The sequence below is a fragment of the Nocardia heshunensis genome, assembly GCF_054782115.1.
The window spans coordinates 722,675-748,640 of sequence record NZ_BAAGTC010000004.1 but is presented as its reverse complement, the minus strand read 5'-3'; the positions used below and the strand labels follow the sequence as shown (position 1 = coordinate 748,640).

25 protein-coding genes and 3 tRNA genes are annotated in these 25,966 nt (G+C 68.2%); 13 read left to right on the top strand and 15 right to left on the bottom strand.

Translation table 11 applies throughout. The features are described 5' to 3' along the window. The first annotated feature begins 10 nt into the window (after nt 1-10). Entirely contained in the window at nt 11-727 is a 717-nt protein-coding gene (locus ACYVN4_RS16035) for a maleylpyruvate isomerase family mycothiol-dependent enzyme (protein WP_460721752.1), read from the top strand. On the opposite strand, the gene ACYVN4_RS16030 is transcribed toward ACYVN4_RS16035, so the two are convergent. Beyond that, on the bottom strand, nt 728-1,627 hold the full coding sequence (locus tag ACYVN4_RS16030; RefSeq protein ID WP_460721750.1) for a LysR family transcriptional regulator: 900 nt from the start codon (nt 1,625-1,627) through the stop codon (nt 728-730). Between the two features lie 96 nt (nt 1,628-1,723). Between ACYVN4_RS16030 and ACYVN4_RS16025 the strand changes: the two genes are divergently transcribed. After that, a complete protein-coding gene (locus tag ACYVN4_RS16025; protein WP_460721748.1) occupies nt 1,724-2,809 on the top strand; it encodes an alcohol dehydrogenase catalytic domain-containing protein in 1,086 nt (361 codons plus the stop codon). A gap of 86 nt (nt 2,810-2,895) precedes the next feature. Here ACYVN4_RS16025 and ACYVN4_RS16020 read toward each other — a convergent pair. The 3 genes from ACYVN4_RS16020 to ACYVN4_RS16010 form a co-directional block, all read right to left on the bottom strand. Continuing rightward, a tRNA-Arg gene (locus ACYVN4_RS16020) sits at nt 2,896-2,968 on the bottom strand. 42 nt (nt 2,969-3,010) lie between these two features. Next, nucleotides 3,011-3,100 (bottom strand) — tRNA-Ser (locus tag ACYVN4_RS16015). A 100-nt stretch (nt 3,101-3,200) separates the two neighbouring features. Further along, nucleotides 3,201-3,893, bottom strand: a complete 693-nt coding sequence (locus ACYVN4_RS16010; RefSeq protein WP_460721746.1) for a dienelactone hydrolase family protein — start codon at nt 3,891-3,893, stop codon at nt 3,201-3,203. A gap of 145 nt (nt 3,894-4,038) precedes the next feature. Between ACYVN4_RS16010 and hisC the strand changes: the two genes are divergently transcribed. Further along, the gene (hisC, locus tag ACYVN4_RS16005; RefSeq protein WP_460721743.1) at nt 4,039-5,118 is read left to right on the top strand and encodes a histidinol-phosphate transaminase; all 1,080 of its coding nucleotides are present in this window, start codon (nt 4,039-4,041) and stop codon (nt 5,116-5,118) included. 12 nt (nt 5,119-5,130) lie between these two features. Here the strand turns inward: hisC and ACYVN4_RS16000 are convergent, their stop codons facing one another. The 5 genes from ACYVN4_RS16000 to ACYVN4_RS15980 all read right to left on the bottom strand — a co-directional run bounded on the left by ACYVN4_RS16000 (nt 5,131) and on the right by ACYVN4_RS15980 (nt 9,241). Then, nucleotides 5,131-6,177 (bottom strand): alpha/beta hydrolase, encoded by a 1,047-nt coding sequence (locus tag ACYVN4_RS16000; protein WP_460721741.1) that lies wholly within the window; start codon nt 6,175-6,177, stop codon nt 5,131-5,133. A gap of 23 nt (nt 6,178-6,200) precedes the next feature. Then, the gene (gene nicT, locus ACYVN4_RS15995) at nt 6,201-7,232 is read right to left on the bottom strand and encodes a Nickel transporter NicT (RefSeq protein WP_460722699.1); all 1,032 of its coding nucleotides are present in this window, start codon (nt 7,230-7,232) and stop codon (nt 6,201-6,203) included. A gap of 44 nt (nt 7,233-7,276) precedes the next feature. Next, nucleotides 7,277-7,364, bottom strand: a tRNA-Ser gene (locus tag ACYVN4_RS15990). 66 nt (nt 7,365-7,430) lie between these two features. Further along, nucleotides 7,431-7,865, bottom strand: coding sequence for a MarR family winged helix-turn-helix transcriptional regulator (locus ACYVN4_RS15985; RefSeq protein ID WP_460722697.1), 435 nt, complete (start codon nt 7,863-7,865; stop codon nt 7,431-7,433). 197 nt (nt 7,866-8,062) lie between these two features. Then, nucleotides 8,063-9,241 carry an alpha-hydroxy-acid oxidizing protein gene (locus ACYVN4_RS15980; protein WP_460721739.1) on the bottom strand — a complete coding sequence of 393 codons (1,179 nt, stop codon included), beginning with the start codon at nt 9,239-9,241 and terminating at the stop codon, nt 8,063-8,065. Between the two features lie 332 nt (nt 9,242-9,573). Between ACYVN4_RS15980 and ACYVN4_RS15975 the strand changes: the two genes are divergently transcribed. Next, a complete protein-coding gene (locus ACYVN4_RS15975) occupies nt 9,574-10,566 on the top strand; it encodes an NAD(P)H-quinone oxidoreductase (RefSeq protein WP_460721737.1) in 993 nt (330 codons plus the stop codon). On the opposite strand, the gene ACYVN4_RS15970 is transcribed toward ACYVN4_RS15975, so the two are convergent. Then, nucleotides 10,563-11,768, bottom strand: coding sequence for a cysteine desulfurase-like protein (locus ACYVN4_RS15970; protein ID WP_460721735.1), 1,206 nt, complete (start codon nt 11,766-11,768; stop codon nt 10,563-10,565). The genes ACYVN4_RS15975 and ACYVN4_RS15970 overlap by 4 nt on opposite strands. Nucleotides 11,769-12,006: 238 nt before the next feature. Between ACYVN4_RS15970 and ACYVN4_RS15965 the strand changes: the two genes are divergently transcribed. From ACYVN4_RS15965 to ACYVN4_RS15935, 7 genes are all read left to right on the top strand, one after another. Next, nucleotides 12,007-12,603 carry a bacterial proteasome activator family protein gene (locus ACYVN4_RS15965; RefSeq protein ID WP_460721733.1) on the top strand — a complete coding sequence of 199 codons (597 nt, stop codon included), beginning with the start codon at nt 12,007-12,009 and terminating at the stop codon, nt 12,601-12,603. Nucleotides 12,604-12,756: 153 nt separating this feature from the next. Beyond that, entirely contained in the window at nt 12,757-13,590 is an 834-nt protein-coding gene (gene wzm, locus ACYVN4_RS15960; RefSeq protein ID WP_379359553.1) for a galactan export ABC transporter permease subunit Wzm/RfbD, read from the top strand. Nucleotides 13,591-13,597: 7 nt separating this feature from the next. After that, nucleotides 13,598-14,413: a galactan export ABC transporter ATP-binding subunit Wzt/RfbE gene (gene wzt / locus ACYVN4_RS15955; RefSeq protein ID WP_379359551.1), complete on the top strand. Its 816-nt coding sequence runs from the start codon at nt 13,598-13,600 to the stop codon at nt 14,411-14,413. Further along, nucleotides 14,410-15,333: a galactofuranosyltransferase GlfT1 gene (gene glfT1 / locus ACYVN4_RS15950; RefSeq protein ID WP_460721730.1), complete on the top strand. Its 924-nt coding sequence runs from the start codon at nt 14,410-14,412 to the stop codon at nt 15,331-15,333. The genes wzt and glfT1 overlap by 4 nt, the downstream gene beginning before the upstream one ends. Nucleotides 15,334-15,559: 226 nt before the next feature. Further along, nucleotides 15,560-16,666, top strand: a complete 1,107-nt coding sequence (rsgA, locus tag ACYVN4_RS15945; protein ID WP_460721728.1) for a ribosome small subunit-dependent GTPase A — start codon at nt 15,560-15,562, stop codon at nt 16,664-16,666. 21 nt (nt 16,667-16,687) lie between these two features. After that, the gene (locus ACYVN4_RS15940; protein ID WP_460721726.1) at nt 16,688-17,986 is read left to right on the top strand and encodes a sensor histidine kinase; all 1,299 of its coding nucleotides are present in this window, start codon (nt 16,688-16,690) and stop codon (nt 17,984-17,986) included. A 28-nt stretch (nt 17,987-18,014) separates the two neighbouring features. Further along, nucleotides 18,015-18,662 carry a response regulator gene (locus ACYVN4_RS15935; protein ID WP_460721724.1) on the top strand — a complete coding sequence of 216 codons (648 nt, stop codon included), beginning with the start codon at nt 18,015-18,017 and terminating at the stop codon, nt 18,660-18,662. Here the strand turns inward: ACYVN4_RS15935 and ACYVN4_RS15930 are convergent, their stop codons facing one another. Together ACYVN4_RS15930 and ACYVN4_RS15925 are read right to left on the bottom strand one after the other, a co-directional pair. Then, nucleotides 18,663-20,192, bottom strand: a complete 1,530-nt coding sequence (locus ACYVN4_RS15930; protein WP_460721722.1) for an alpha/beta fold hydrolase — start codon at nt 20,190-20,192, stop codon at nt 18,663-18,665. An 11-nt stretch (nt 20,193-20,203) separates the two neighbouring features. Next, nucleotides 20,204-21,388, bottom strand: coding sequence for a serine hydrolase domain-containing protein (locus ACYVN4_RS15925; RefSeq protein WP_460721720.1), 1,185 nt, complete (start codon nt 21,386-21,388; stop codon nt 20,204-20,206). Nucleotides 21,389-21,630: 242 nt separating this feature from the next. Here ACYVN4_RS15925 and ACYVN4_RS15920 point away from each other — a divergent pair, with 242 nt between their 5' ends. After that, nucleotides 21,631-22,479, top strand: coding sequence for an SDR family oxidoreductase (locus tag ACYVN4_RS15920; RefSeq protein ID WP_460721718.1), 849 nt, complete (start codon nt 21,631-21,633; stop codon nt 22,477-22,479). A gap of 6 nt (nt 22,480-22,485) precedes the next feature. Here ACYVN4_RS15920 and ACYVN4_RS15915 read toward each other — a convergent pair whose 3' ends face one another. Both ACYVN4_RS15915 and ACYVN4_RS15910 read right to left on the bottom strand, forming a co-directional pair. Continuing rightward, nucleotides 22,486-22,989: an SRPBCC family protein gene (locus ACYVN4_RS15915; protein WP_460721716.1), complete on the bottom strand. Its 504-nt coding sequence runs from the start codon at nt 22,987-22,989 to the stop codon at nt 22,486-22,488. Beyond that, entirely contained in the window at nt 22,986-23,366 is a 381-nt protein-coding gene (locus ACYVN4_RS15910) for a hypothetical protein (RefSeq protein WP_460721714.1), read from the bottom strand. The genes ACYVN4_RS15915 and ACYVN4_RS15910 overlap by 4 nt, the downstream gene beginning before the upstream one ends. A gap of 21 nt (nt 23,367-23,387) precedes the next feature. On the opposite strand from ACYVN4_RS15910, the gene ACYVN4_RS15905 reads away from it, so the two are divergent. Beyond that, the gene (locus ACYVN4_RS15905) at nt 23,388-23,978 is read left to right on the top strand and encodes a TetR/AcrR family transcriptional regulator (RefSeq protein ID WP_460721712.1); all 591 of its coding nucleotides are present in this window, start codon (nt 23,388-23,390) and stop codon (nt 23,976-23,978) included. 58 nt (nt 23,979-24,036) lie between these two features. Here ACYVN4_RS15905 and ACYVN4_RS15900 read toward each other — a convergent pair whose 3' ends face one another. After that, a complete protein-coding gene (locus ACYVN4_RS15900; RefSeq protein WP_460721710.1) occupies nt 24,037-25,929 on the bottom strand; it encodes a glycosyltransferase in 1,893 nt (630 codons plus the stop codon). Nucleotides 25,930-25,966 lie beyond the last annotated feature (37 nt).

Sequence of the window (25,966 nt, the reverse complement as noted above, 5' to 3'; positions counted from 1 at the left end):
GGTCGAAGGCGTGACCAGCGACGCATCGCAACTCGCCGACACCAGCGCCCAGCTCGATATCGTCGCCACCGCGACCGGTCGGCTGCTCCCGGCGGTCGCCGCCCTCGGCGAGGCCGATCTGGCCGAGCCCTCCCTGCTGCCCGGCTGGACCCGCGGCCACGTCCTGGCCCACCTCTCCCGCAATGCCGACAGCCTGGTCAACCTGCTGCTGTGGGCCCGGACCGGCATCGAAACCCCGCAGTACGCCAGCCAATTCCTGCGCGAGGCCGATATCGAGGCGGGTGCGCCGCGCCCGCTGCGCGAACAGCTCGAGGACCTCACCGCCTCGCACGAGCGCTGGCTGGCGCTGGCCCGGGTGATGCCCGCCGACCGCTGGTCCAGCCTGGTGCGCAATCGCGCGGGCGGCGAGATCCCCGCCACCCGGGTGGTCTGGATGCGCCTGCTCGAGGTCGAGATCCATCACGTGGACCTGAATCTCGGCTATACCCCGGCCGATTGGCCCGCCGACTTCACCACCGGCCTGCTCGCCCAGTCCATCACCGAGGTCAAGCCCGCCGACGGCACCGGCTTCACGGTGACCGCCACCGATACCGGCTTCACCGCCACCGTCGGCACCCCCGCCACCACCGTCACCGGCCCCGTCGCCGCCCTGGCCGCCTGGCTCATCGGCCGCTCCCCCGGCACCGACCTCACCGGCGACCTCCCCAATCTCGCCGCCTGGAAGTAGTCACTCCCCCGCGATGGCGGTGATCGCCTGGGCGACCGTCGTGATCGCGGGCGTGGTCGCGCCGGGGAGCCGGGCCAGCAGGACCCGGCGGAATTCCGGTGGCGCGCCCTGCACGCGCACCGCGGTCACCCCCGGCGGGAAGATCGGCGCGAGGCTGTCGGGGACCGTCGTGATCCCGAAACCACCGGCGACCAGCCGCAATTTCGTGAGCCAGTCGCGGGCGCCGTGGACGATCCGGGCCCGCCCCGGCAGGCCCGGCCAGACACCGAGCAGCGGTTCGGCATTCGAGGAGGGCGTGGCGATCCACGGGGCGTCGACCAGTTCGTCGGCATGCACCGCGGTGCGGCCCGCGAATGTGCCGGTGGCCGATACCGCCACGACGAGTTCGGTGTCCTGAACCGTGGTGAGATGCAGGCGCGGCGATTCGCCGTCCGGTGGCCGGTGTGGCGGACGTGAGGACAGCACCGCGAGGTCGATCGAGCCGGTCCGCAAGGCCCGCGTCAGGGCGGGTGTCGTGCCTTCCCGGGTGGTGACGCTGATCTGTGGCGCGACGTCGGCGAGGCGCGCCAGCGTGGCGGGCAGGAGCACCGGTCCGGCACTGAGAAACATCCCGACCCGCACCAGCTCGGTGCGCGGCGGTTCACCCTTCAGGTCGCGTTCGGCGGCGTCCACCGACTCCAGAATCGTTCGGGCATAACGCAATAGCGTCAGCCCCGGTGCGGTGAGCCGGACCCCGTCGGGATGCCGCTCGAACAGGGTGACGCCCGCGCCGCGTTCGAGCGCGAGCGCCTGCCGCGACACCGCCGACTGGGTGTAGCCCAGTCGGGCGGCGGCCGCGGTGAAGCTGCCCGATTCGGCGATCTGGCACAGCACCCGCAGGTTCGCGCTCGACAGGTCCATGCCGACTACGCATACCAGAGATGCCGATCCTTCGCTTCCCGCATGCCATCGACCTGCCTAGCGTGGTGGAAGACGAGATGACGGAAAGGCTTTCCCATGCGCGCGGCGACACTGACCGAGTTCGGCACACCGCTCACGGTGCACGAGGTGCCCGATCCCGACACCGGCGGTGGTGAGGTGCTGGTCGAGGTGCTGGCGACCTGCGTGCTGCCGTACACGGCCGAGGTGTTCAGCGGCGAAAGGCGTTACCCGCTGGAACCGCCTGTCGTGCCGGGCATCGGCGGCATCGGCCGGATTGCGCGTGTCGGTCCGGATGCGACCAGACTGCGCGTCGGCGACCCGGTGTGGTGCGATGCGACGCTGCGCGCCCGTGACGACGCCCTGACACCGGATATCGCCTTGCAGGGCTGGAGTTCTCGCGGCGAGGGCGGTGCGCGCCTGGCCCGGTACCTGCACGACGGATCCTTCGCCGAACTCATGCGCGTGCCCACCGAGAACGTCCATCCGCTGCCCGCCGCGGCGGCCGCCGATCCCGCCCGCTGGTCGAGCCTGACCGTGTACTCCGTCCCCTACGGTGGCTTGCTGGCCGGAGAGCTCCAGGCCGGAGAGACGGTATTGATCAGCGGGGCTACGGGAAACTTCGGCAGCAGCGCGGTCGCCGTCGCCCTCGCCATGGGTGCCGGGCGCGTGGTGATCCCCGGCCGCAATCGGCCCGTTCTGGACCTGCTCGTCGATCGTTTCGGCGCACGGGTGCGTCCGGTCGAGCTCACCGGCGACGAGGACGCCGACCGCGTCGCGATGCAGGCGGCCGCCGACGGCCCGATCGACCTCGTCCTCGATCTCCTGCCGCCGCAAGCCCCCACCTCGGCGGTGCGCGCCGCGGCCATGACCGTCCGCGAGTTCGGCCGCGTCGTATTGATGGGCGGCGTCGGCATGCTCGGCGGCGCCGACCTCGCCCTGCCCTACCCCTGGCTCATGCGCAACTCGGTGACCGTCCGCGGTCAGTGGATGTTCCCCCGCACCGCGAACGTCGGCCTGATCCGCCTCGCCGCCGCCGGCACCCTCGACCTCACCGCCGACCACCTCACCCGCTTCGACCTCGACCGGGTCAACGACGCCATCGCCCACGCCGCCGCCCACGGTGGCCCCTTCGACCGCACCGTCCTCACCCCGGCAGCCTGAAAGCCCGCCCCCTACTTCGACATTCACCGATGCCGGACATACGACGAAGCCCTTGATCAGATACCTGATCAAGGGCTTCGTTACTGCGCGCCCGGAGAGACTCGAACTCCCAACCTTCTGATCCGTAGTCAGATGCTCTATCCGTTGAGCTACGGGCGCAGGATTATTCAGTTAAATGTGGTCACCCGGCGTACCGGGTGGTGGCGGAGGCGAGAGGATTTGAACCTCCGGTCCCCGTGAAGGGACAACTCATTAGCAGTGAGTCCCATTCGGCCGCTCTGGCACGCCTCCTGGTGCCCCTCTTCGAGGGCGCCGGTCCTTTCGAACCGCCGGGACAGAAGATTACACAGCGGGTGACCAATAGGCCAAATCGGCTGGTCAGCGGGGTGGATCAACGGAGATGACTGTCGAACCAGTCGTAGATTCTGGTCTGGGCGTCGAGGACGAAGGCGTCGTCGAGGGCGGCGGGGTCGAAGCCGGGGTGGTCGGGGCGGTGGTGCAGGCCCGGGTAGGTGACGACGAGGGTGGCGACGTCGGCGTGGGCGGCCGCGTCGCGCAGGCGGTCGACCTGGTCGGGTGGGGTGAGGGGGTCGTCGTCGCCGAAGAGGCCGAGCCAGGGCGCCTTCAGGCCGGGGGCGGCGGCGAGCAGGGCGACGGCCTGCGGGGTGAGCGGGGTTTCGATGCCGGGGGCGGCGACGCTCACCGCGGCGCCGACGCGGCGGTTGGTGGCGACCAGGGCGGCGGCGGTGCCCGCGGAGTCGAAGCCGAGGACGCCGATGCAGTCGCGGAAAACACCGTGCGCGGTGAGCCAGTCGAAGCAGGCGTCGAAATCGGCGAAGAGGTCCTCACCGAAGACGCGGTCGGCGGTGTGGCCGTTGGTGGGTCGATGGAACAGATCCGGGGCCAGCACGGTCCAGCCGTCGGCGGCGAGCGCGCGCATGAGTTCGAGCAATGGCTCGGTGAATTCCCGTGATTCGTGCAACACCACGATGCCGCCGCGGGCGTGACCCTCGGGTTCGAGCACGGTGAGCGGGACCGCGGTCGTGTCGTGCACAGGGGCGTGTTCTCGATAGATGCCCGACATAGGGCCACTGTAGTTGCGCTAGGTAAAAACGGGATAAATCTTTCGCGGGGTCCGATCTTCCGGAGATATTCCGGGCGAGCGGCATTCGAGCAAACCGGGTGACACCGCGAGCGGGTCCGTTATGGGTGGGACATAGGGTAGAGGGGTGAGTGCGCACATTCGCCCGGATCTCGATGCCATTCCGGCGTACGTCGCCGGCAAGACCCACCCCGGTGCGGTGAAGCTGGCCAGCAACGAGACCACCTTTCCGCCGCTGCCGTCGGTGACCAAGGCCATTGCCGAGGCGGTCGAGCTGTCCAACCGGTACCCGGACAACCATGCGGTCGAATTGCGTGGCGCGCTCGCGGATTTCCTGGGTGTGGAGCTCGAGAACGTGGCGGCCGGGTGCGGCAGTGTGGCGCTGTGCCAGGAGCTGGTGCAGATCACCTGCCGGCATCCCGAGGACGAGGTGCTGTTCGCGTGGCGCTCGTTCGAGGCGTACCCGATCGTCACGCAGGTGGCGGGGGCGAAGGCGGTGCAGGTGCCGCTGGATGGTGAATTCACCCACGATCTGGACGCTTTGGCGGCGGCGATCACACCGAACACCCGGGTGGTGTTCGTGTGCAACCCGAACAATCCGACCGGTACCGCCCGCAGCAAGGCCGAGATCGTCGAATTCCTCGACCGGGTGCCGAGCGATGTGCTGGTGGTGCTGGACGAGGCGTACTTCGAGTACCTGCGGATGCCCGCCGAGGACTTCCCCAATGGCGTCGAGCTGGGTCGCACCCGCCCGAATGTGCTGGTGCTGCGCACGTTTTCGAAGGCGTACGGCCTGGCCGGGCTGCGGGTCGGCTACGCCGTCGGCGCGCCCGAGGTGATCACCGCGCTGATGAAGGTGCATATCCCGTTCAGCGTGAGCCGGGTGGCGCAGGCGGCGGCCATCGCCTCGCTGGAGGCGCGGCACGAACTGCTGGAGCGCACCGACGCGGTGGTGGCCGAGCGGGATCGCATGCGCGCGGCGCTGATCGCGGCGGGCTACCGGGTGCCGGTGAGTCAGTCCAACTTCCTCTGGCTGCCGCTGGGTGACCGCAGTGCCGAATACGGCGCGGCCAGTACCGAAGCCGGGGTCATCATCCGGCCCTACGGCACCGACGGCGTGCGCGTCACTGCGGGCGACCCGCACGAGAACGACGCCTTCCTGCGCTTCGCCACCGATCCGGAGACCGTCGCGCGGTTCTTGGGTTAGACGCGGCCTGGGCTAGTCGAGGCCGAGCCCGGCGGCCATCGTCGGCCAGGAGCGTGGGAGTTCGTCGGCCCAGTAGGGCCAGGAGTGGGTCCCGGTCGGGCGGCGGTTGACCGTGGCCGGGATGCCCAATTCCGTGAGCTTCTCGGCCAATTGGCGGGTGCACATGTCCGCGCCCGCCTCGATCGGGCCGCCGAAGAGCACCGCATTGCGCAGATCCGGGTTGCCGGGGGTGTCGTGCTCGCCGGGCAGGCCGCTGCCCGAGGAGAGGTAGATGGCCTTGCCGCGCAACGCTTCCGCGTGCGACACCACATCGTGGTCGGCCCACTGCGGATCGTCGGTCGGACCGAACATATTGTCCGGATCGCCGCCGAAGGTGCCGACCACCGCCCGCGCCTGCGCCTGACCGAAGTCGGAACTCATTGCGTAGCAGCCGCTGTGGGCCGCCACGGCGCGATACAGGCTCGGATTGCGGGTCGCCAGCATCATGGCCGCCTCCGCGCCCATGGAGACGCCCTCGAGGCCGTTGCGGCCGTCCCCGGCGAAGCGGGCGTCGATGAGCGGCGGCAGTTCCCGGGTGAGGAAGGTTTCCCAGCGATTGGTGCCGAGCTTGGGATCGCTGTGCCGCCAGTCGGTGTAGTAGCTGGCGGGGCCGCCGAGGGTGAAGACCACGTTCACATTCTTGTCGGCGAAGAACGACAGCGCGTTCGCGCGGGCGGTCCAGTTGTTGACGTCGGGGGCGGCACTGCGGCCGTCGAGCATGTAGACGGTGGGCCGCGGGGCGTCCTGCTGCGCCGGGACCAGCACTTGCACCTGGACGGTGCGGCCCATGGCCGGGGAGGCGACGTAGACGCCGAAGAGGTTGCCGGACAGCGGTTCCACGCGTTCGATGCGCGCCAGGGCGGGATGGATCGGGTCGGTGCCGGGCGCGGATTCCTCGTTGGAGCCGGTCTCGACGGGCGGATCGGTGACACCCGGTGGCGCTTGCGCGGTCACCGCACCGGCCAGCAGGACGGCGCCGGCGAGGGCACCCAGAAGGCGACGTGCGCTGCGGCTGACCACTCAGCCACATTTACCAGAAACGATCAATCGGCGGCGAGATCACGTTCCCAGCGCGTCTCGATATCGGTGAAACGCCAGACCGCGAGCGCCACCGCCCAGGTGAGCGCGAACAAACCGACCACAATGAAGCCGAGGCTGCCCAGGTCCAGATTGCCGACCCAGGCCACCAAACCGGATGTGATGTCCAGCTTTTCGACGAAGATGGAGATGATCTCCTGCACGCCGATGAGCAGGGCCACCGCCACCGACAGCCCGGTGATCACCAGGTTGTAGTAGATCTTGCGGACCGGACGCGCGAAGGCCCAGTCGTAGGCGTGGCTCATGAACGCGCCGTCGAGCGCGTCGAACAGCGCCATGCCCGCCGAAAACAGCAGGGGCAGCACCAGAATCGCGTACCAGGGCAGTCCGGTGGCGGCCGCGCCGCCCGCGATGACCAGCAGGCCGACCTCGGTGACGGTGTCGAAGCCGAGGCCGAACAGCAGGCCCACCGGGTACATCTGCCAGGGCTTGCGCACCAGCCTGACCACCGGGCCGAGCACCCGATTGAGCAGGCCGCGGTCGGCCAGTGCCTGTTCCAGTGCGGGCTCGTCGAAGTCGCCGCCGCGCATCCGGCGGTAGACCCGCCAAATGCCGATCAGCGACACCAGATTCAGCAATCCGATGGCGATGAGGAAGGCGCCCGAGACGCTGGTGCCCCACAGCCCGGTCCACCGGTGCAGGCCCGAACCCTCGTCCTCGATGGATCCCGCGAGCGCCCGCACCCCGAACGCCAGCAGCGCGACCATCACGAACACGATGCTGGAATGCCCGAGCGCGAACCAGAAGCCGACCGTCTGCGATGTCGCACGGCCGTTCTCGGCCACCAGTTTTCGCGTGGTGTTGTCGATGGCAGCGATGTGATCGGCGTCGAAGGCGTGCCGCATGCCGAGCGTGTAGGCGGTGATCCCGAGTCCGACCCCGAAGACAGAGCCCTGCACCACATGATGGGCGGGCACCACCACCAGCAGGAGAGTGCCCCACCCGAGAACGTGTAGTGCGAGCACAGCCAGACCCATACCGATCCAACCGCGCACGCACACACCTCATCATCGACAAGAAATGGCGGAAGCGGAGGGATTTGAACCCCCGGTTGCTTTCACAACGCTCGCTTTCAAGGCGAGTGCATTCGGCCGCTCTGCCACGCTTCCAGGCGAAGAGATATTAACCGATGGCGTCTGCGGTCTGCCTCCCACTTCTCGGGCGGCGGGTGCGGGTCAGTCCAGATCGGCGGTCGGGCGGGCGCCGGCGCGCTGGTCGGCGGCCTGGTTCACCAGGTCCAGGGCGGCGGCGACGGCTTCGAGTTGCTGGGGTGTGAGCAGGTCCACGAAGAAGCGGCGGACGGCGGCGACGTGGCCGGGGGCGGCGGCGCGTAGTCGGCGCAGGCCCTCGTCGGTGAGCTGGGCGAGCACGCCGCGGCCGTCGTCCTCGCAGGCGATGCGGCGGACCATCCCCTGGGATTCCATGCGCCGGATCTGGTGGGTGAGGCGGCTGCGGGAGGAGAGCACGCCGTCGGCGAGATCGCTCATGCGCAGCGAACGGCCCGGGGCCTCGGAGAGTTTCACGAGGATGCGGTAGTCGGCGAAGGACAGGTCGGCGTCGCGTTGCAGCTGGCGGTTGAGGTCGGTCATGAGGCGCTGGCTGCCGTCCATGTAGGCCCGCCACGCGCGCTGCTGTTCCGGGGTGAGCCAGCGCGCTTCCGCGGCGGCCCGGCCGTTGCCCTCGGCCGGCCCGCGCTTGCCGTCGGCTGCCCCTCGTTCGGTGTCGTGACGGTGTTTGATCGCCCCTCCTCGGTTCGACGACCCGGACAATGCCCTCACCAGCACTGTGTTCCTCACCGCGAGCGGCCTCAAACGCGATACGAGGAGATCATGGTGCGGCTCAGGTCGTGTGGGCCGGTACAACCCGAAAGTCCCATGGCCGCATCGAAATCCGCGAGCAGGCAGCGCAGCGCGTGGCGCACGCCGTCGGCCCCGGCCAGGCCCAGTCCATACACCCAGGGGCGGCCGTAGAGCACCGCCTTCGCACCCAGCGAGAGCGCGATCATGACATCGGAGCCGCTGCGAATTCCGGAGTCGAACAGCACATCCGCGCGATCACCGACAGTGGCGACAATGGTCGGCAGGGCGTCCAGCGCACCGATCGCGCCGTCCACCTGGCGGCCGCCGTGATTGCTCACGATCACCGCGTCGGCGCCCGCATCCACCACCTGGCGGGCATCGTCGGGATGCAGCACGCCCTTCACGGCGATGGGCAGTTCGGTCCAGTCCCGCAGCCGCGCGATATCCGCCGGGCGCAGCGCGTGATTGCCGAACAGTCCCATCCAGGTGAGGATGGCCGCGCGCATCGCCTCCTCGCTCTCCTCGGGCGGGGCGGCGAGCTTGGCGCGGAACACCGGATCGGACAGATAGTTGGCGAGTCCCTGGCCGCGCAGGAACGGCAGGTGACCCAGTTGCAGATCGCGCGGCCGCCAGCCCAGGCTCGGGGTGTCGGCGGTGACGACAATGGCCTTGGCTCCGGCCTTTTCGGCACGCTCGACGAAGGAGCGGGCCAGCTCCGCGTCATTGGGCCAGTACAGCTGATACCACCAGGCCCCGGCCCGCTCCCCGACCTCCTCGATGGTGGAGGAGGCGGCGGTGGAGAGCACCATGCCGATGCCCAGTTCCCGGGTCACGTCGGCGACCAGGGTCTCGCCGCGCTCGTGCAGCAGGCCCAGCACACCCACCGGCGCGGTGAGAATCGGTGCGGCCACCTGGGTTCCGAGCACCTCGATGCTGTGATCGCGCGCCCCCGGACCGCTCGCGCCGCGCAGGATGCGCGGCAGCAGCCGGTACTTCTCGAAGGCGGCGAGATTGGCGTGCGCGGTGCGTTCGGTGGACGCACTGCCCGCCACATAGGCGAAGGCCGCCGGATCCAGAACTTCCCGAGCCCGCTCTTCCAGCCCCGCCGCCGTCATGGGTAGCGCCGGGACGATGCCCGCCAGGCCGGAGAGATAGATCTCGTTCTGGAAATCGACGAAACTACTCATAGCCGGGAACGCTAGTACTTCGTACCCGCACGCGGAGAGGGTCGAAGTTACTTTTTGCGCAGCGGACGGTTACCTCTTGCGCACGCGGACGAGAGCGCGCGGGGCGTACTCCGCGAGGAAACCGGACATCGCCATTGCCGCCAGGACGACCATGCCGCCGAGGGCGGCCAGGGTGGTGATCATGGAATCTCCCTTCGAATGCCTCCACCTACGGTGACGGGCGAAGCTGAGCGGACGCTGTGCCCACCCCGAGTACTTCCCGTGCTCTCGCTGCGCCCTCGCCGAGGAGTGCCTGACACTAAACGGTGAGCTCCGGTCGTACGCTCGTTTTCATGTATGCGGTGACGCTCGACGGTTTCGGTGGGCCAGAGGTCATGAAGTGGGCGCAGGTGGACGACCTGCCCGCGCCCGGACCCGGCGAAGTGGCGATCGATGTGGTGGCCGCGGGGGTGAATCGCGCGGACCTGCTGCAACGGCAGGGTTTCTACCCGCCGCCGCCCGGGGCCAGCGAGATCCTGGGCCTGGAGGTGTCCGGGGTGGTCGCGGAAGTCGGTGCGGGGGTGCGGGATTGGCGGGCCGGGGACAAGGTGTGCGCGCTGCTGTCCGGCGGCGGCTACGCCGAGCGGGTGAATGCGCCGGCCACCCAGGTGCTGCCCGTGCCGGAGGGACTGGATGTGGCCGCGGCGGCCGCGCTGCCCGAGGTGGCGGCCACGGTCTGGTCCAACCTGGTGATGACCGCGGGCCTGCACAGCGGGCAGCTGCTGCTGATCCACGGCGGCGGCAGCGGGATCGGCACGCACGCCATCCAGGTGGCCCGGGCGCTGGGCGCGCGGGTGGCGGTCACGGCGGGTTCGCAGTTCAAACTCGACCGGTGCCGGGAATTGGGTGCGACGGTGCTGATCAATTACCGCGAGCACGATTTCGTGACCACGCTGCACAGCGAATATCCCGGCGCCGACATCATTCTCGACGTCATGGGCGCGGCGTATCTGGAACGCAATGTCGAAGCGCTCGCCGATGACGGGCATCTGGTGGTGATCGGCATGCAGGGCGGAGTGACAGCGGAATTGAATCTCGCTGTGCTGCTGGGCAAGCGGGGTTCCATTCACGCCACGAATCTGCGGCGGCGGCCGGAGCACGGGCGCGGCTCGAAGGCGGAGATCATCACCGAGCTGCGCCGGCACCTGTGGCCGCTGATCTCCGACGGCACCGTGGTGCCCGTGGTGTCGGCGGAGATCGCCGTCACCGATGCCGCCGAGGCGCATCGCCTGCTGGACTCCGACGAGAGCGTCGGCAAGGTGATCCTGCAGATCCGCGAGCTCTAGGTATCGAGGGCAGCGAGGGCGCGGCCCAGCTGCTCGATCTCGAATCTCGTTGTGTAGGGCGCGAGTCCGATGGTCACGGCGCCGCCTTCGTCATTGACGCCCAGGGCGTCGAGGAGGCGGCTGCCGCCGTGTGAGCCGCTGAGCGTGCCGATGCGGGCGTCGGCCAGCTTGGCCGAGACCTTCTCCGCCTGCATGCCCGAGATGGTGAAGCTCACCGTCGGGATGCGGGTGGAGGCGCGGCCGATGATGGTCAGGTTGGGGATGGTGTCCAGCACCGCCATCAACTGCTCGAACAGCGAATCGTGGTAGTCCTGCAGTGAAGTGATGGACATTTCCAGGCGTTCGCGGCGGGTGCCCTTGGCGCGCTCGTCGAGCGACGCCAGGTAGTCGATGGAGGTGGCGAGCCCGGCCAGCAGCGCGTACTGGTGGCCGCCGACCTCGAGCCGTTCCGCGCCCTTGGCATAGGGATTGAGCGACATGGACGGGATCCGGTCCAGGAAAGCGGGATCACGGAAGACCAGCGCGCCGATCTGCGGGCCGCCCCAGGCGGGGGCGCTGAGCGCGATCACGTCGGCATTGAGTTCGTCGATATCGATGAGCGCGTAGGGCGCGGCACCGAAGCAGTCGGCGACCAGCAGGCCGCCGACCTCGTGCACCCGGTCGGCCGCCACCCGGACCGCGGGCGCGGAGCCCACGATGGGTGAGGCGGCGGTCAAGGCCACCAGCCGGGCGGTGGGCCCGATGAGTTCCTCGAACTGCCAGGCGGGCATCTCGCAGGTCTCGATCTCCACCTCGGCCCAGCGCACGTGTGCGCCATAGCGATTCGCGATGCGCAGCCACGGGGCGACATTGGCCTCGTCATCCAGGCGCGACAGCACGATCCCGGTGCCCAGACCCAGTCGGGAGCTCAGCGATTCGGCCAGCCAGGCCAGCAGGACCGCACGGTCCGGTCCGAGTACGACGCCCGCCGGATCCCCGCCGACCAGATCGGCGACGGCCTCGCGGGCGGCCTCCAGGATCGCTGCGCTGCGCTGCGCGGCGCCGTGCCGATTGGTGTGCGAGAAGGCGGAGGTCCGGAAACCCGTTGAGACGGCCCGGGATACCGAATCCGGGACCAGCATGCCCGCCTGCGGGTCCAGGTGGATCCAGCCGTCGCCCAGGGACGGTATGAGGCCCCGCACCCTTGCGACGTCGTAAGTCATGCTGGCCACTCTAAAGGGAGAGGGCACAACTGGGTAACGGTAGGGAGGGAAGTACTGGGACGACCTGCATCTACCGCGCAAACCGGACGGACTGTATTGGTCTGGCCTATCCACGGCTTCGCTTCGAGCCCGCCGGGAGTTACACCGCGACCCCTCATTGCTTGCGAAGTGGCTCCCGAATGCTTGCGAACTGGGGTGGCGCTTAGCGGGTTCGGCGGGGATTCGGCAGGATGGGGGGATGACGCAATCGGATGGGATTCCGGAATCCATCGTCGTGATCGGACCCGAGGGAAAGCCGCTGTTCATCCCGGCGGCTGCGCAGATCGGCGGCGAGCCGGTGGAGATCACCGGACAGTTTGTCGGCGAACACGATTCGGGCGATTCGGATGAGGCTCGGGATCGGGAGTCGCTGGCCGACATGGTGGAGCAGCCCGCCAAGGTCATGCGCATCGGCACCATGATCAAGCAGCTACTCGAAGAGGTCCGGCACGCGCCGCTCGACGACGCCTCCCGTACCCGGCTGCGCGAGATCCACCGCACCTCCATTCGCGAACTGGAAACCGGGCTGGCCCCCGAACTCCGCGAGGAGCTCGAGCGACTGGCGCTGCCGTTCACCGACGACACCGTGCCCTCCGACGCGGAACTGCGCATCGCCCAGGCACAGTTGGTGGGTTGGCTCGAGGGTCTGTTCCACGGCATCCAGACGGCTTTGTTCGCCCAGCAGATGGCGGCCCGCGCGCAACTCGAGCAGATGCGACAGGCCCTCCCGCCGGGCGCGAGCAGCGGCGGCGACCCGCGCGGCGGCCAGGGCTCGGGCGGCGGGCAATACCTCTGAGCAGTGCGTAGGGACACAGCCTGCCGCAGATATGTCGGGGTCGGCGGCAGGTTCTCGTCGCAAAGGGATAGCTATTAGATAAGGTCGGGTGCTGTGCCTGCTGCTGCTCCCCCCGACTCGGTCGAGGCCGAGGCGACCCTGGACAATTCTCCAGTGCCGCTAGTGTCGGACTCCCAGACATTCCGTCGCGCTTTCAAGGACTTCCGCGACGGGTTCTCGCAGCGTGAGCTGTGGCTATCGCTCGGCTGGCAGGACATCAAGCAGCGCTACCGCCGATCGGTACTCGGGCCGTTCTGGATCACCATCGCGACCGGCGTGCAGGCCGCGGCCATGGGTTTCCTCTACGCCACCCTGTTCCATCAGCCGCTGCACACCTATCTGCCCTATGTGACGGTCGGCCTGATCGTCTGGAATGTGATCAATGCCAGCATTCTCGAGGGCTCCGATGTCTTCATCGCCAATGAGGGACTGATCAAACAGCTGCCGTCGGCACTGAGCGTGCACGTGTATCGCCTGGTGTGGCGGCAGTTCCTGTTCTTCGCGCACAACCTGGTGATCTATCTGGTCATGTTGGTGGGCTTCGGGGTCTGGCGGGATCTGCACTGGACGGCGATCCTGGCGATTCCGGGCATCCTGCTGCTGTTCGCCAATGCCATGTGGGTGAGCATCGCGTTCGGCATCTTCAGCACCCGCTACCGCGATATCGCGCCGATCCTCGGCAGCATGACGCTCATGCTGTTCGTGCTGACGCCGGTCATGTGGAGCACCAAGTCGCTGCACGAACAGGGCGGCGCCGTGAGCGAACGCGCCCGGCTGGTCGAACTGGTTCCGACCTACCATTACCTGGAGATCGTGCGCGCGCCCCTGCTGGGCGAGCCGCAGCCGGTGCTGTCCTGGATCGTGGTGCTGGCCATCACCGTGGTCGGCTGGGCCGTCGCGATCCTGGCAATGAAGCAGTTCCGTTCCCGCGTCCCCTACTGGGTGTGAAGGCTCAATGACCGACCATGTGAGTATCGAAACCCAGAACGCGTGGGTCGAGTTCCCGATCTTCGACGCCAAGTCCCGTTCGCTGAAGAAGGCGTTCATGGGCAAGGCGGGCGGCGCCATCGGACGCAATCAGTCCGATGTCGTCGTGATCGAGGCGCTGCGGGATATCAACCTCTCGCTCAAGGAGGGCGACCGCGTCGGGCTGGTCGGCCACAACGGTGCGGGCAAATCGACGCTGCTGCGCCTGCTTTCGGGCATTTACGAACCGACCCGCGGCTCCTCGCGCATTCGCGGCCGCGTCGCGCCGGTCTTCGATCTCGGTGTCGGCATGGATCCGGAGATTTCCGGGTACGACAACATCATCATTCGCGGCTTGTTCCTCGGGCAGACCCGCAAGCAGATGCTCGCCAAGATCGATGAGATCGCCGAATTCACCGAGCTGGGTGAGTATTTGGCGATGCCGCTGCGCACCTACTCCACGGGTATGCGAGTGCGGCTGGCGATGGGCGTGGTGACCTCCATCGATCCGGAGATCCTGCTGCTCGACGAGGGCATCGGCGCGGTCGACGCGGAGTTCATGAAGAAGGCGCGGATCCGGCTGCAGCAACTGGTGTCCCGCTCCGGAATTCTGGTATTCGCCTCGCATTCCAACGAATTCCTGGCGCAACTGTGTGATTCCGCTCTCTGGATCGACCACGGCAACGTGCGGATGCACGGTGGAATCGAAGAAGTCGTGCGAGCCTACGAGGGCCCCGAGGCGGGTGATCACGTGGCGCAGGTGCTGCGGGATCTGGAACGTGAACCGGAACGGAATCCCGTATGAGTGAGCAGTCCACGCCCGTCTATGGCGACGATGCGCGCATTGTCGCCATCGTGGTCACGCACAAACGCCGGGAATTGCTGGCCGAGTCACTGAAGGTGCTCGCGAGCCAGACCCGTCCCCTCGACCATTTGATCGTGGTGGACAACGGCAACGAGGCCGAAGTCGGTGAGCTGGTGAAGCAGCAGCCGATGGAGACCACCTACCTGGGTTCGGAACACAACCTGGGCGGGGCGGGCGGTTTCGCGCTCGGCATGCTGCACGCGCTCACCATGGGTGCGGACTGGGTGTGGCTGGCCGACGACGACGGGCGGCCCGAGGGGCCGGATGTGCTTGCCACGCTGTTCGATTGCGCCAAGCGGCATCACCTGGTCGAGGTGTCGCCGGTGGTCGCGGATATCGACGATCCCGACCGCTTGGCCTTCCCGCTGCGCCGGGGCGTGGTGTGGCGGCGACTGCGCTCGGAGTTGGGCGACGAGGATTTCCTGCCCGGTATCGCATCGCTGTTCAACGGTGCGCTGGTCTCCGCGGAGGCTGTGGACAAGATCGGCGTGCCGGACCTGCGGCTGTTCGTGCGCGGCGACGAGGTGGAAGTGCACCGGCGCCTGGTGCGTTCGGGGCTGCCGTTCGGCACCTGCCTGCAGACCGCCTACCTGCACCCCAACGGTTCCGCCGAGTTCAAGCCGATCCTCGGCGGACGCATGCACACCCAGTACCCGGACGATCCGGTCAAGCGGCACTTCACCTATCGCAACCGCGGGTACCTGATGGCACAGCCGGGGATGCGGAAGCTGTTGCCACAGGAGGTCGCACGGTTCGGGTGGTTCTTCCTGGTCCAGCAGAAGGATCCGGCCGGACTCATGGAATGGCTGCGCCTGCAGCGGATGGGCCGCCGCGAACAGTTCGACAAGCCCAAATCCTGACGCTGGAAAATACGTTGCGCGAACCGGGGACAGCCTGAAAAGGTTGTCCCCGTTCTTGTTGGGCGCGGTCGCTTCGGTGGCGGCATGAGGAGAGATGGGAGGTGGAGTTACGTGACGACGGCAGTGCGGATTGCCGTGCCCGGGCGAATTTTCGTCCCACGCGCATCCACCTCGAATTCTTCTCGCTGAGTCCGTGATTCGGGCTCGGCCCGTCAAAGGACTCCACATGTCTTCGGTCGACTTCGACCTGCTTCTTCCCTACGGCTGGAACTCCACCCTCGCTGCCGATTACCTGCCGCTGCTGGGTGACGATCTGATTCCGGCCCGCGTGATCCGCATGGATCGCAGCGAATGCGATATCGCCGCACCGCTTCCCACCGCCGACTTCCAGAGCCGTTTCAGCGCTGCGGTCGTTCGCGCCCAGCTTCCCCGCTCGGATTCCGAGGTCAGCGGGCTGTGCACGGGTGACTGGGTGGCCATCGATCGTGGCCGCACCGTGCGTGCGCTGCTGCCGCGCCGTACCGCCATCGTCCGGGCCGCCGTGTCCGGGCAACCCGATGCCCGAGCCAAATCCGCACATCAGGTGCTGGCGGCCAATGTCGACACCGTGCTGGTGTGCTCCCCCGCCGACGGCGATATCGATCTCGGGCGTATCGAGCGGCTGCTCGCACTGGCCTGGGAATCCGGTGCACAGCCCACCGTGGTGCTCACCAAAGCCGATCTGGCGCACGATATTCCGATCGATGCGGTGCGGGCCGCCGCACCCGGCGTCACCGCGCTGGCGGTCAGCGCGGACAGCGGTGTCGGCATGGATGTGCTGATGTCGCTGCTCTACGGGACCGTCGCACTGATCGGCCCCTCCGGCGCGGGCAAATCCACCCTCGCCAATGCGCTGCTCGGTGCGGAAGTGTTTGCCACCAACGCGGTTCGCGAGGGCGACAAGCGCGGCCGCCACACCACCGTGCACCGGGAGCTGCGTCCGCTGCCGGGCGGCGGCACCCTCATCGACACGCCTGGCCTGCGCTCGGTGGGTCTCTGGGATGCCGCCGAGGGGATCGGCCGCGCCTTCAGCGATGTCGAATCCCTCTCCGCACACTGCCGTTTCGCCGACTGCGCGCACGAGTCCGAACCGGGCTGCGCGGTCCTCGAGGCGATCGAAGTGGGTGCGCTGCCGCAGCGTCGCCTCGACAGTTACCGCAAGCTCAATCGCGAGAACGACTGGTTGGCCTCCCGCACGGACGCCCGCGCTCGCGCCGAGCGCAGCAAGGTGTGGAAGCAGATCAACAAGGATCAGCGCCGCATGTACAAGGAGCGCGGCGGCAAGCAGCGCTGATCGACTACCTAGGGTGGTGGGATGACCACCGCCCCGCATCGTCCGGCCACGGCGCCCGCCGTGGCCGGACATTCGCGCGGCAGGCTGCGGTCGCTGCCGGGAAGCATCGGGTATCTGCTGGTCGGCGGACTTACCGGGATGGTCGCCACGGTGGCCCTGATGGGTTTGGTGCTGGTGGCGGCCACCAGTGTGATCGGCGTGGGTATTCCGGCGATTCCGGAGTATCTGCGGCTCATCCGGCCGCTGGCCGGGTTCGAGCGGCGGCGGGCCGGGAAGCGGCTGGGTGCGCCGATCGCGGTGACCTATCGGCCGATCACCGGCGGACTGTGGCAGCGGTTGACGACCGCCCTCCAGGATCCGGCCAATGGACGGACCGTCGCGTGGATGGTGCTGCACGGGGTGCCCGGAGTCTTCATCGCGGTGTTCGCGATCGGACTGCCCTTCGGGGTGCTGAATCAGCTGGCGATTCCCGCGTACTGGCAGCTGGTGCGGGTCGACAACTTCGGGTTCGTGGTCGATTCCTGGCCGCTGGCCGGACTCAGCGCGCTCATCGCGATTCCCTTGGCGGTTCTGACACTGCAATTGCCGATCGTGGCACGCTGGCAGGCATTGCTGGCCAGGACGCTGCTCGGTCCGCCGACCGGGGCCGCCTTGGCGGTACGGGTGGCGGAACTGACCGCGACGCGGGCGGCGGCGCTGGACGCGCACGGGGCCGAACTGCGGCGCATCGAACGGGATCTGCACGACGGGGCCCAAGCGCGGATCGCGGCGGTGATCCTGCAACTCGGGCTGGCCGGGCAACTGCGGCAACGGGATCCGGACGCGGCGGACGAACTGATTCGCAAGGCCCAGGACACCGCCGAGGCCGCACTCACCGAACTGCGGGATGTGGTGCGCGATATCTATCCGCCGGTGCTCGCGGATCGTGGTCTGGCGAGCGCCATTTCGGCCTTGGCCGCCCGCTCGCCGATCCCCTGCGAACTCGATATCGCCGGGGGTGATCCGGCCAACGGCGCGTCCGCCGGAATCGGGCGGCGGCCCGCGGCGGTCGAGGCGGCCGCCTACTTCGTCATCGCGGAGGCGCTGACCAATGCCACCAAACACTCTGGGGCCCAGCGGCTTCGGGTCGGGCTCGGCGGCACGGCCGAGCTGCTGATCGTCGAGATCCACGATGACGGGGTCGGTGGCGCGGCCGAGAGCGAGGGTGGCGGGCTGGCCGGGATCCGGCGGCGGGCCGAGGCGTTGGACGGACGGATGCTGCTGAACAGTCCGACGGGCGGACCTACCGTGGTGCGGGTGGAATTGCCGTGTGGTTCATGAGCGAATCGGTGAATGAGGTGTGGGCGCAATGCGTGTGGTGATCGCCGAGGACGATGCGCTGCTGCGGGAGGGGCTGGCGCTGCTGTTGCAGACCGCGGGTATCGAGGTGGTCGCCGCCGTCGACAATGCCGACGACTTCTTGCGGGTGGTCACCGCCGATCGGCCCGATGCGGTGGTCGTGGATGTGCGAATGCCGCCCACCAATACCGATGACGGATTGCGGGCGGCGGTGCGCGCCAGGCAGATTCATCCCGGACTGCCGGTGCTGGTGCTCTCGGCCTGGGTCGAGGACAGCTATGCGGCCGAACTGCTCGGCGACGGCGCGGGCGGGATCGGGTATCTGCTCAAGGAGCGGGTCGGGAAGGTGGATCGCTTTCTCGACTCGCTGCGGCGGGTCGCCGCGGGCGGGACCGCCATGGATCCGGAGGTGATCGCGCAACTGCTGGTGCGGCGCAAGACCGATGATCCGCTCGCGGCGCTCACCCCGCGCGAGCGTGAGGTGCTGGCCTTGATGGCCGAGGGGCTCGACAACGGCACCATTGCCGAGCGCCTCGTGGTCACCGAAGGGGCTGTGCTCAAACACATTCGGAGCATCTTTGCCAAGCTGGGCCTGTTCGCCGACGAGGTCGGGCACCGGCGGGTGCTGGCGGTACTCGCCTACCTGAATGCCGGTTGATCAGTCCTCGCGGCAGGTGAGATCGGCGGCGGGCAGCGTCCCGTCCCGCAGATAGGTGTTCACCGCGCCGTAGACGCAGGTGTTCGGGTAGCGGCCGAAAATGGAGTGGATGGCCACATCCTGCAGGGTCGCCATGCGCGAGGCGGTCAGCGCGCGGTGCATGACCAGTGCGCCGCTGTAGGCGGTGCGGGTGTCTCCGGTCGCCTGGACGATGAGTGCGGGCACAGAATTGCCGATGACCGTGGGTGATTCGATCGGCGGAGCCCAGAACGCGCAAGGCGTGATGTTTTCGGCGAGCGCGCCGAACACCGGCTCGGTGGCGCGGGCCGCCTCGAGATTGCGCCGGTACCAGGCCGGATCGCGCGGCACCCCGACATCACCGCACAGCACGGCCATCTGCGGGGACAGGTCGCGAGGCTGCGCGCGCAGGATGATGGCCAGCTTGCCCGCCAGGTCCTCGTCCGGCTCGACCCGCGTACCGGCGGCGGCATCGGCGAGTTCCCGCATCTGCTGCGCGGCCAGGGCATAGCCGTGCGGTGAGTCGAAGGGGATGTAGAGCACCATCGGCAGGGTGTGCGCGTCGACGTCGAAGTCACCGATTCGGATGGGCCGCTCGGCCGCCCGCGCGATCAGCCGTTCGATGGTGGCACGCACCTCCGGTCCCGTTGCGCCGAGCCGGTATTCGTCCGATCGCCCGGCCACCCAGGCGGCCCAGGCGTCCAACGCCGCCTCGTTGGGCGCTCCCATCGCCTGGACCATCCCCGACGCGCCGTACCGTTCCGGATCCACACTGCCGTCCAGCACGAACCGATCGGAGCGCTCGGGGAACATCTGGGTGTAGACCGCGCCCAGATAGGTGCCGTACGAGGTGCCCAGGTAGCTGATCTGCCGCTCTCCCAATGCCTCTCGAATGACATCCATGTCGCGGGCGGTATTGCGGGTGGTGATGAACGGCAGCCGATCACCCTCGGCCGTGGCGCAGCGGTCCGCTAAATCCTTTTGGGTGGCGACGGATTCGTCGAAACCCTTGGCGTCCACGCCCGCGAATTGCAGCCCGAATCCGGTCGGCCAGTGGCAGTTCACCGGCGTGGAGCGGCCCACGCCGCGGGGATCCATACCGATCAGGTCGTAGCGGGCGCGCACGTCGGCGGTCATGGCCTTGCTGGTGTCCACGAAATAGTCGAGACCGGCTCCGCCCGGCCCGCCGGGATTGGACAGCATGACGCCGTGCCGCTGCGCGGGATCGGTGGCCGGGATGCGGGAGATGGCGACGGTGAGCGTACGACCCTGCGGCTGTGCGTAATCCAGCGGCACGGTGACCTCGGCGCAGCGTGCGCCCGCGTCGTCGAGTTCCGTCTCCCCACAGGCCTTCCAGTCGAGGCGCTGATGGTAGTAGCGGTCCAGGGATTCGGTACGTCCGCCGTCCGAGCGTTCGGTGACCGCGGCGGTACCGACGGCGGCCGCGGCCAGGCCGGTGACCACCAGCGCGGTCAGTCCCCTACGGCTGCGGACGATCTCACGAAATCGCACTGCGGTTCCTTTCATGAGCAGAAGGCGGCGTCGAAGACCTTGCTCACCGCATCGCTGGTGGCCTTGTCGACCGGGAGCTGATTGACCGTCACCACGACCGCGGTGCCGTCGGCGGCGACGCCGGTGTGCGTGCCGAAGCCGGGGATGCTGCCGCCGTGGCCCCACACTTGTACTCCACACGAGATCGCCTGATGGATCAGGCCGAGCCCGTAGCCGGAACCGGGGTCACCACGATCCCATGGGACGGTCTGTTTCATCTGGTCCAGCAGGGCGGGGGGCAGCAGTTTGCCACCGAGCAGCGCGGTGAAGAAGCGGTTCAGGTCGGACGGCGTGGCGACCATCGCGCCCGCGGCATCGGCCCAGGACGGGTCCAGGTCGGTGAAATCGACGCGCTGCCCGGCGGTTTCCTGATATCCGCGCGGATGCGGTCCCCGGATGCCGGTCTCGCGGGCGTCCGGGAAGTAGGTGTCGTGCAGGCCCAGCGGTGTCAGGATGCGGCTGCCGATCTCCGCCGCCACCGGGCGACCGGTCACCTGCTGGACGAGCATGCCGAGCAGGACGTAGTTGGTGTTGGTGTAGACCGAGCGCGCCCCGGGCTCGAAGCGCGGCGGCGAGGACATGGCGAAGTCCACGAGCTGCGCGGGTTCGTAATGCGCCCAGCGGATTTCGTCGGCATCGGCCTTCAACTGCCGAGAACCGGGCTCGGGGGTCAGTGAGGGATCGCCACCCGCCAGATAGTCGGGCAGGCCGCTGGTGTGCTGCAGCAGCTGGCGGACGGTGACGCGATTGCCGTCATTCCCGTTGCCGTGCACCACACCCGGTAGGTAGCGCTCGATCGGCGCGTCGAGTTCGATCCGGCCCTCACCGACCAACTGCAGCACCACGGTGGCGACGAAGGTCTTGGTATTGCTGCCGATCCGGACGCGGCCATCCTCGGGCATGGGCGCGCCGGTGCTCAGATCGCCTTTACCGGCGGTGAGGACGTGGTGGCCCTGCGGACCGTCGATCACGACCTGTGCGCCCGGAAACCCGGCTCGAACGAGGCTGTCGAGAGCGTGGGTGACGGTGGCGTAGAGCTCCTTGCGGGGGGCTTCGCCGCGTCCGGAGTCGGTGCCGCACGCCTGGGCCGCGAGGACGGCCACCACTCCGATACCGGCCAGCACGACCCGGCCACGCGGCCGCCGCATTGCGCTCATGGAAGATGTTCCTCCTGTTCAGGCCGGTTTTCCGGCCGATTCCGAGCCTAGGAACGCGGGCCGCCGTTGCCCATGCCCTGCGCGCCCGAACCGAGGTGGTGCCAGCGCTACCTATATGCACCTTGTTGCATAGCTGGCAATTCCCGCCTACTGTCCGAAGTGAGAGAAATTCCGCCCCACTCGGTCACCGAGGCGCGGATGATCGAACCCGGGGCGACACAACAGCAGACGGGAGCGGACCCATGACCGATGCAGCCAAGCCGCTGGCGGGCCGGACCATGATCATGTCGGGTGGCAGTCGCGGAATCGGGCTGGAGATCGCCAAGCGGGCGGCGGCCGACGGCGCGAACATCACCCTGATCGCGAAAACCGATACGCCACACCCGAAGTTGCCGGGCACCATTCACACCGCGGCGGCCGAGCTGGAGGCGGCGGGCGGCACGGTGCTGAAGTACCTCGGTGATGTGCGTGACGACGAGGCGGTCGCGGACGCGGTGCGGCAGACCGTGGAACGGTTCGGCGGCATCGACATGGTGGTCAACAATGCCTCCGCCATCGATATCTCCCCCACCGAGATCCTGTCCATGAAGAAGTACGACCTCATGCAGGACATCAACTGCCGCGGCAGTTTCCTGCTGTCCAAGCTCAGCATTCCGGCGCTGAAGGAATCCGCGCAGGCCGGGCGGAATCCGCACATCCTGACCCTGTCGCCGCCGCTGAACCTGGACCCGAAGTGGGCCGGCATGGCACTGGGCTACACCATCGCCAAGTACGGAATGTCGCTCACCACACTGGGTTTGAGCGAGGAGCTGCGTAAATACGGCATCGGCGTGAATTCGCTGTGGCCGCGCACCACCATCGCGACGGCGGCGGTCAAGAATCTGCTCGGCGGCGAGGAGATGATCAGCACCTCCCGCACCCCGGATATCTACGCCGACGCCGCCTACCTGGTGCTCACCTCACCGGCCAAGGACACCACCGGCAACTTCTTCATCGATGACGATGTCCTTGCCGCACATGGGATCACCGATCTCGACAAGTACCGCGTGGTGCCCGGCGACGGGCCGCTCACCACCGACCTGTTCCTCTGATCCGGATCAGCCGAGCGCGAGCACCTCGCGCTCGGCCAGTTCCTTCAGCGTGAGCAATTGCTTGCGCATCATCAGGAAATCACCGAATACCGGCAGCGCCAAGAGCCAGGTCGGACCCTTGAACAGCACGCGCGCGTGCAATCGGCTGTGCGAGTCGGATTCCGGATGAGCGATGTAGGTGACTGCAACACCACTGGACCGCAAGGTGATTCGCGCACCGGGCTGGTATTCGACGAGATCGAACAGCGACATGAAGCGTTGCCCGACAGCGAGTTCGGTCAGTTTCGGATCGCGAGCGCGGGGGCTGCGGCGACCGAAATTGTCGAGCAGGTCGTAGCTGTAGGGCGCGACCCGCAGCTGACACAGCCACTCGAACACCGTCGGAGCGGGCGCGTCGACCGAGACGGCCCGATCACACACCACCACGGGTCCGGAAAGCACGCCGTCACAGGGCAATTCCAGCGCCACCTCGGCAGCGGTGACGCCCCAGCGCTGCCCCGGGAGACTCATGCCGGACTCCCCGCCGCGACGGCGAGGCGGCGCAACATGTCCCGCACTATCAGTCGATGCATGCGGCTGTCGATGACCAGTGCGCGATAGATCCGGCCGTGGATGCCGGGGAAAGCGGCATGGCTGATGGCGGTGAGGCGGGTGTGGGCCGGATCGACCTCGTCGAGCCGGAAGGTGAGTGCGTAGCGGGAGAACCAGTGCTGACCCTTGATGGCCAGACGGCTCGGCGGGTCGGCCTCGTCGAGCACGAATCCCCGGGGCAGTGTGTTGAGATCGTCAGGGTTCTTGCAGGTCGTGCGCAGTAGGGCGGCCCATGTCTGCACGCGGTCGGCATTGATTACCCTGGAATGCTCATCGATATAGGGCAAACGCTCCATATAGAAGGAACGTACTAGTTCATGGCACCTCCCCGCAAGCACGACACCGATGTGATCCTCGACGCGGCCCGCACCCTGGTGCTGCGCGAGGGTCCGCGCGCGGCCAGCGTGGCCGCCATCGCCGAGGCCAGCGGCGCACCGGTCGGCACGCTGTATCACCGCTTCGGCAATCGCAACGGCGTGCTCATCGAGGCGTGGATCCGGGCCTTGGATCGCTTCCAATCCCGCGTGCTGGCCGCTGCCACCACCGACGATCCGATCGAAGCGGCCGTGGCCATGACCGCGGGCGCGGCGGCCTTCGGGCGCGAGTGCCTCGAAGACGCCAAACTGCTGCTCGAGCTGCGGCCCAGCGACCTAATCGACGGCACGCCCGACACCGACTTCCGGGATCGCGTGGCCCGCATGAACGAACCCCTGATCGCGCTGCTGCACCGCATCGCGACCGGCGTCTACGGCGCCGACGGCGAGCGCGAGATCGACGCCGTCAGCCGCGCCGTCGTGGACCTCCCCTACGCCGCCCTGCGCCGCCACGCCCACGCCGCCGAACTCCCCGCCTGGCTGGAGGACGATCTCGCCACCGCCGCACGGACCTTGCTGACCGCCCGGCACTGAACGAAACATGGCCCGGGACAGGGTGTCCCGGGCCATGATCAGGCGTTTATCTTGCCCCCTAGTCGATTCCGTAGAGGCGTTCCCAGTTCTCGCGGCTGGTGAGTTCCGGCATGGCGGCGCGCCAGCGGTCCTGCAGGCCGGGCAGGTCCTTGCGGAGCTGCTTGAGCACGCGGTAGGCGCGCAGCAGCAGGCGGCGGGCGGTTGCCTTGTCGCGCACGCGGACTCGGACACCGGACTGCGAGGCATCGGTGACGACCACGTGATTGAACAGGCCGACGTGCCACCAGTGCGCGTCCTCGCGGGTGACCGCGACCGGGCCGGGGATGACGCGGCCGGTCCACTGGTTGAGAGCGCGCTTGTAGAGCACCAGCAGCGGGTGGCTGGGCTCCCCGCCCGCACGGCGAACGTGCAGGTGCGCGTTGGGAACCGGCGAGGTGGCGGCGGGATGCTTGGCGGTCTCGGGGTAGTCCGAGCGCGAGCCGCGAGCCTTGGCCAGCGCCTCGATACCGCCGTCGCGCAGGGTCTCCGGACCCTTCAGATAGTCCTCGATGCCTTGCAGGGTGGTGTGCGCCAGGCCGTACTGCATGCCGACCAGGTATTCGCCGATCTCCCGGAACAGCTGGCGGGTAATGGCCTTCGCGTCCAGGTTGTGGTGCAGGGAGGACACGATGAGCGAATTGCGCGAGGAGAAGTAGCGCGCCCAGTCGTCGAAGTCCTTCCAGTAGAAGTCGGCGTGCCAGACCGCGGCATTGGGGAGCGTGACGGTGACGAAACCGTTCTCCCGCGCGCGCAGGCCGTATTCCACGTCGTCCCACTGGAAGAAGATCGGCACCGGCAGCCCGATCTTCTTGACCACCTCGGCCGGGATCAGGCAGGTCCACCAGGCCTGGTAGCCCGCGTCCACCCGGCGTTCCTGGTGCTTCTTGAGCATGGAGGTGTTGCGCAGCGCCTTGGCGACCTTCTGGCCGTGGCGCAGCTTGCCCAGATTCGTTTCCTCCGCACCGACATTCAGGTAGTCGGGGTTGAACAGGAACAGCATCTGCGCGCCCACCAGGGTGGGTTCCACGGTCAGGTTGGCGAAGGCGTTGAGCCGCAGCACGGTTTCCGGCTCGCACAGGATGTCGTCGTCCATCAGGATGACGTCGGCGTGCTCGTTGGCGCCGGACACCTCGTAGAGGCCGCGCGTGAAACCGCCCGCGCCACCGAGATTCGGCTGCCGGATGTAGCGCAGCTTGTCGCCGAAGCGGGGCTGGGTCTCGGTGAACAGCGCCTGATCCTGGACCAGGTCGGTGCCCTGGTCGACCACGTACACGGCGTCGATGAGCGACAGCACGGTGGCGTCGGAGGCCAGCGCCGCAACGGTATTGGCGCAGTCCACCGCACGGTTGAAGGTGCAGATGGCGATGGCCACCGGGCGCACGTGCTCGGGGGCGGCGGCGGTCCACGCCAGATCGGTGATCACGGCGTCACCACCCAGCGCCTCGATCTCGAGCCAGATCGCGCCGCCGTCGATGTACATGTCCAGCGGTGCGTTGAGCACCACCCGGCCGGTGTCCGCGACCACGGCGGTGTCGACCACGCGACGGTGCCCGGCGATATCGGAGGCGGCCAGCCGCACGCGCACCTTGCCGGTCACCTCGAGGGTCATGCCCACCTCGACCGCGGTGACCTTGGTCCAGCGCTGCCAGTAGGCGGCGGCGAAACGACCGAAGTAGGTGTTGGTGTGGACCGACGCGCCCTTCTCCAGGCGTAGGGTCTGCCGTTCCCGGGTGACCTTGCCCTTGGCGACCGCGTACAGGTCGTCACTGATCTTCGGCGCGGGCCCCATGAAGATCCCGCGCGCCAACACCAACCGCTCCGGCGCGGCGTGGTCGCTACGCAGGGTCGCCGGAGCGGCAGCGCTCTTGCGGTCCTCGTGTTCGGTCACGGCCTGGCCAGCCGACGCATCCATGAATCCCTCGACATCCTTTGAATACTTAGACACCGGC

Bases quoted from the DNA above. Each gene is read 5' to 3' on its own strand.
- ACYVN4_RS16030 (WP_460721750.1), bottom strand. From the start codon at position 1,627: ATGGACCTGTCGAGCGCGAACCTGCGGGTGCTGTGCCAGATCGCCGAA.
- ACYVN4_RS16025 (WP_460721748.1), top strand. From the start codon at position 1,724: ATGCGCGCGGCGACACTGACCGAGTTCGGCACACCGCTCACGGTGCAC.
- ACYVN4_RS16010 (WP_460721746.1), bottom strand. From the start codon at position 3,893: ATGTCGGGCATCTATCGAGAACACGCCCCTGTGCACGACACGACCGCG.
- nicT (WP_460722699.1), bottom strand. From the start codon at position 7,232: ATGGGTCTGGCTGTGCTCGCACTACACGTTCTCGGGTGGGGCACTCTC.
- ACYVN4_RS15985 (WP_460722697.1), bottom strand. From the start codon at position 7,865: ATGGACGGCAGCCAGCGCCTCATGACCGACCTCAACCGCCAGCTGCAA.
- ACYVN4_RS15980 (WP_460721739.1), bottom strand. From the start codon at position 9,241: ATGAGTAGTTTCGTCGATTTCCAGAACGAGATCTATCTCTCCGGCCTG.
- ACYVN4_RS15975 (WP_460721737.1), top strand. From the start codon at position 9,574: ATGTATGCGGTGACGCTCGACGGTTTCGGTGGGCCAGAGGTCATGAAG.
- ACYVN4_RS15970 (WP_460721735.1), bottom strand. From the start codon at position 11,768: ATGACTTACGACGTCGCAAGGGTGCGGGGCCTCATACCGTCCCTGGGC.
- ACYVN4_RS15965 (WP_460721733.1), top strand. From the start codon at position 12,007: ATGACGCAATCGGATGGGATTCCGGAATCCATCGTCGTGATCGGACCC.
- wzt (WP_379359551.1), top strand. From the start codon at position 13,598: ATGACCGACCATGTGAGTATCGAAACCCAGAACGCGTGGGTCGAGTTC.
- glfT1 (WP_460721730.1), top strand. From the start codon at position 14,410: ATGAGTGAGCAGTCCACGCCCGTCTATGGCGACGATGCGCGCATTGTC.
- rsgA (WP_460721728.1), top strand. From the start codon at position 15,560: ATGTCTTCGGTCGACTTCGACCTGCTTCTTCCCTACGGCTGGAACTCC.
- ACYVN4_RS15940 (WP_460721726.1), top strand. From the start codon at position 16,688: ATGACCACCGCCCCGCATCGTCCGGCCACGGCGCCCGCCGTGGCCGGA.
- ACYVN4_RS15935 (WP_460721724.1), top strand. From the start codon at position 18,015: ATGCGTGTGGTGATCGCCGAGGACGATGCGCTGCTGCGGGAGGGGCTG.
- ACYVN4_RS15925 (WP_460721720.1), bottom strand. From the start codon at position 21,388: ATGAGCGCAATGCGGCGGCCGCGTGGCCGGGTCGTGCTGGCCGGTATC.
- ACYVN4_RS15920 (WP_460721718.1), top strand. From the start codon at position 21,631: ATGACCGATGCAGCCAAGCCGCTGGCGGGCCGGACCATGATCATGTCG.
- ACYVN4_RS15915 (WP_460721716.1), bottom strand. From the start codon at position 22,989: ATGAGTCTCCCGGGGCAGCGCTGGGGCGTCACCGCTGCCGAGGTGGCG.
- ACYVN4_RS15910 (WP_460721714.1), bottom strand. From the start codon at position 23,366: ATGGAGCGTTTGCCCTATATCGATGAGCATTCCAGGGTAATCAATGCC.
- ACYVN4_RS15905 (WP_460721712.1), top strand. From the start codon at position 23,388: ATGGCACCTCCCCGCAAGCACGACACCGATGTGATCCTCGACGCGGCC.
- ACYVN4_RS15900 (WP_460721710.1), bottom strand. From the start codon at position 25,929: ATGGATGCGTCGGCTGGCCAGGCCGTGACCGAACACGAGGACCGCAAG.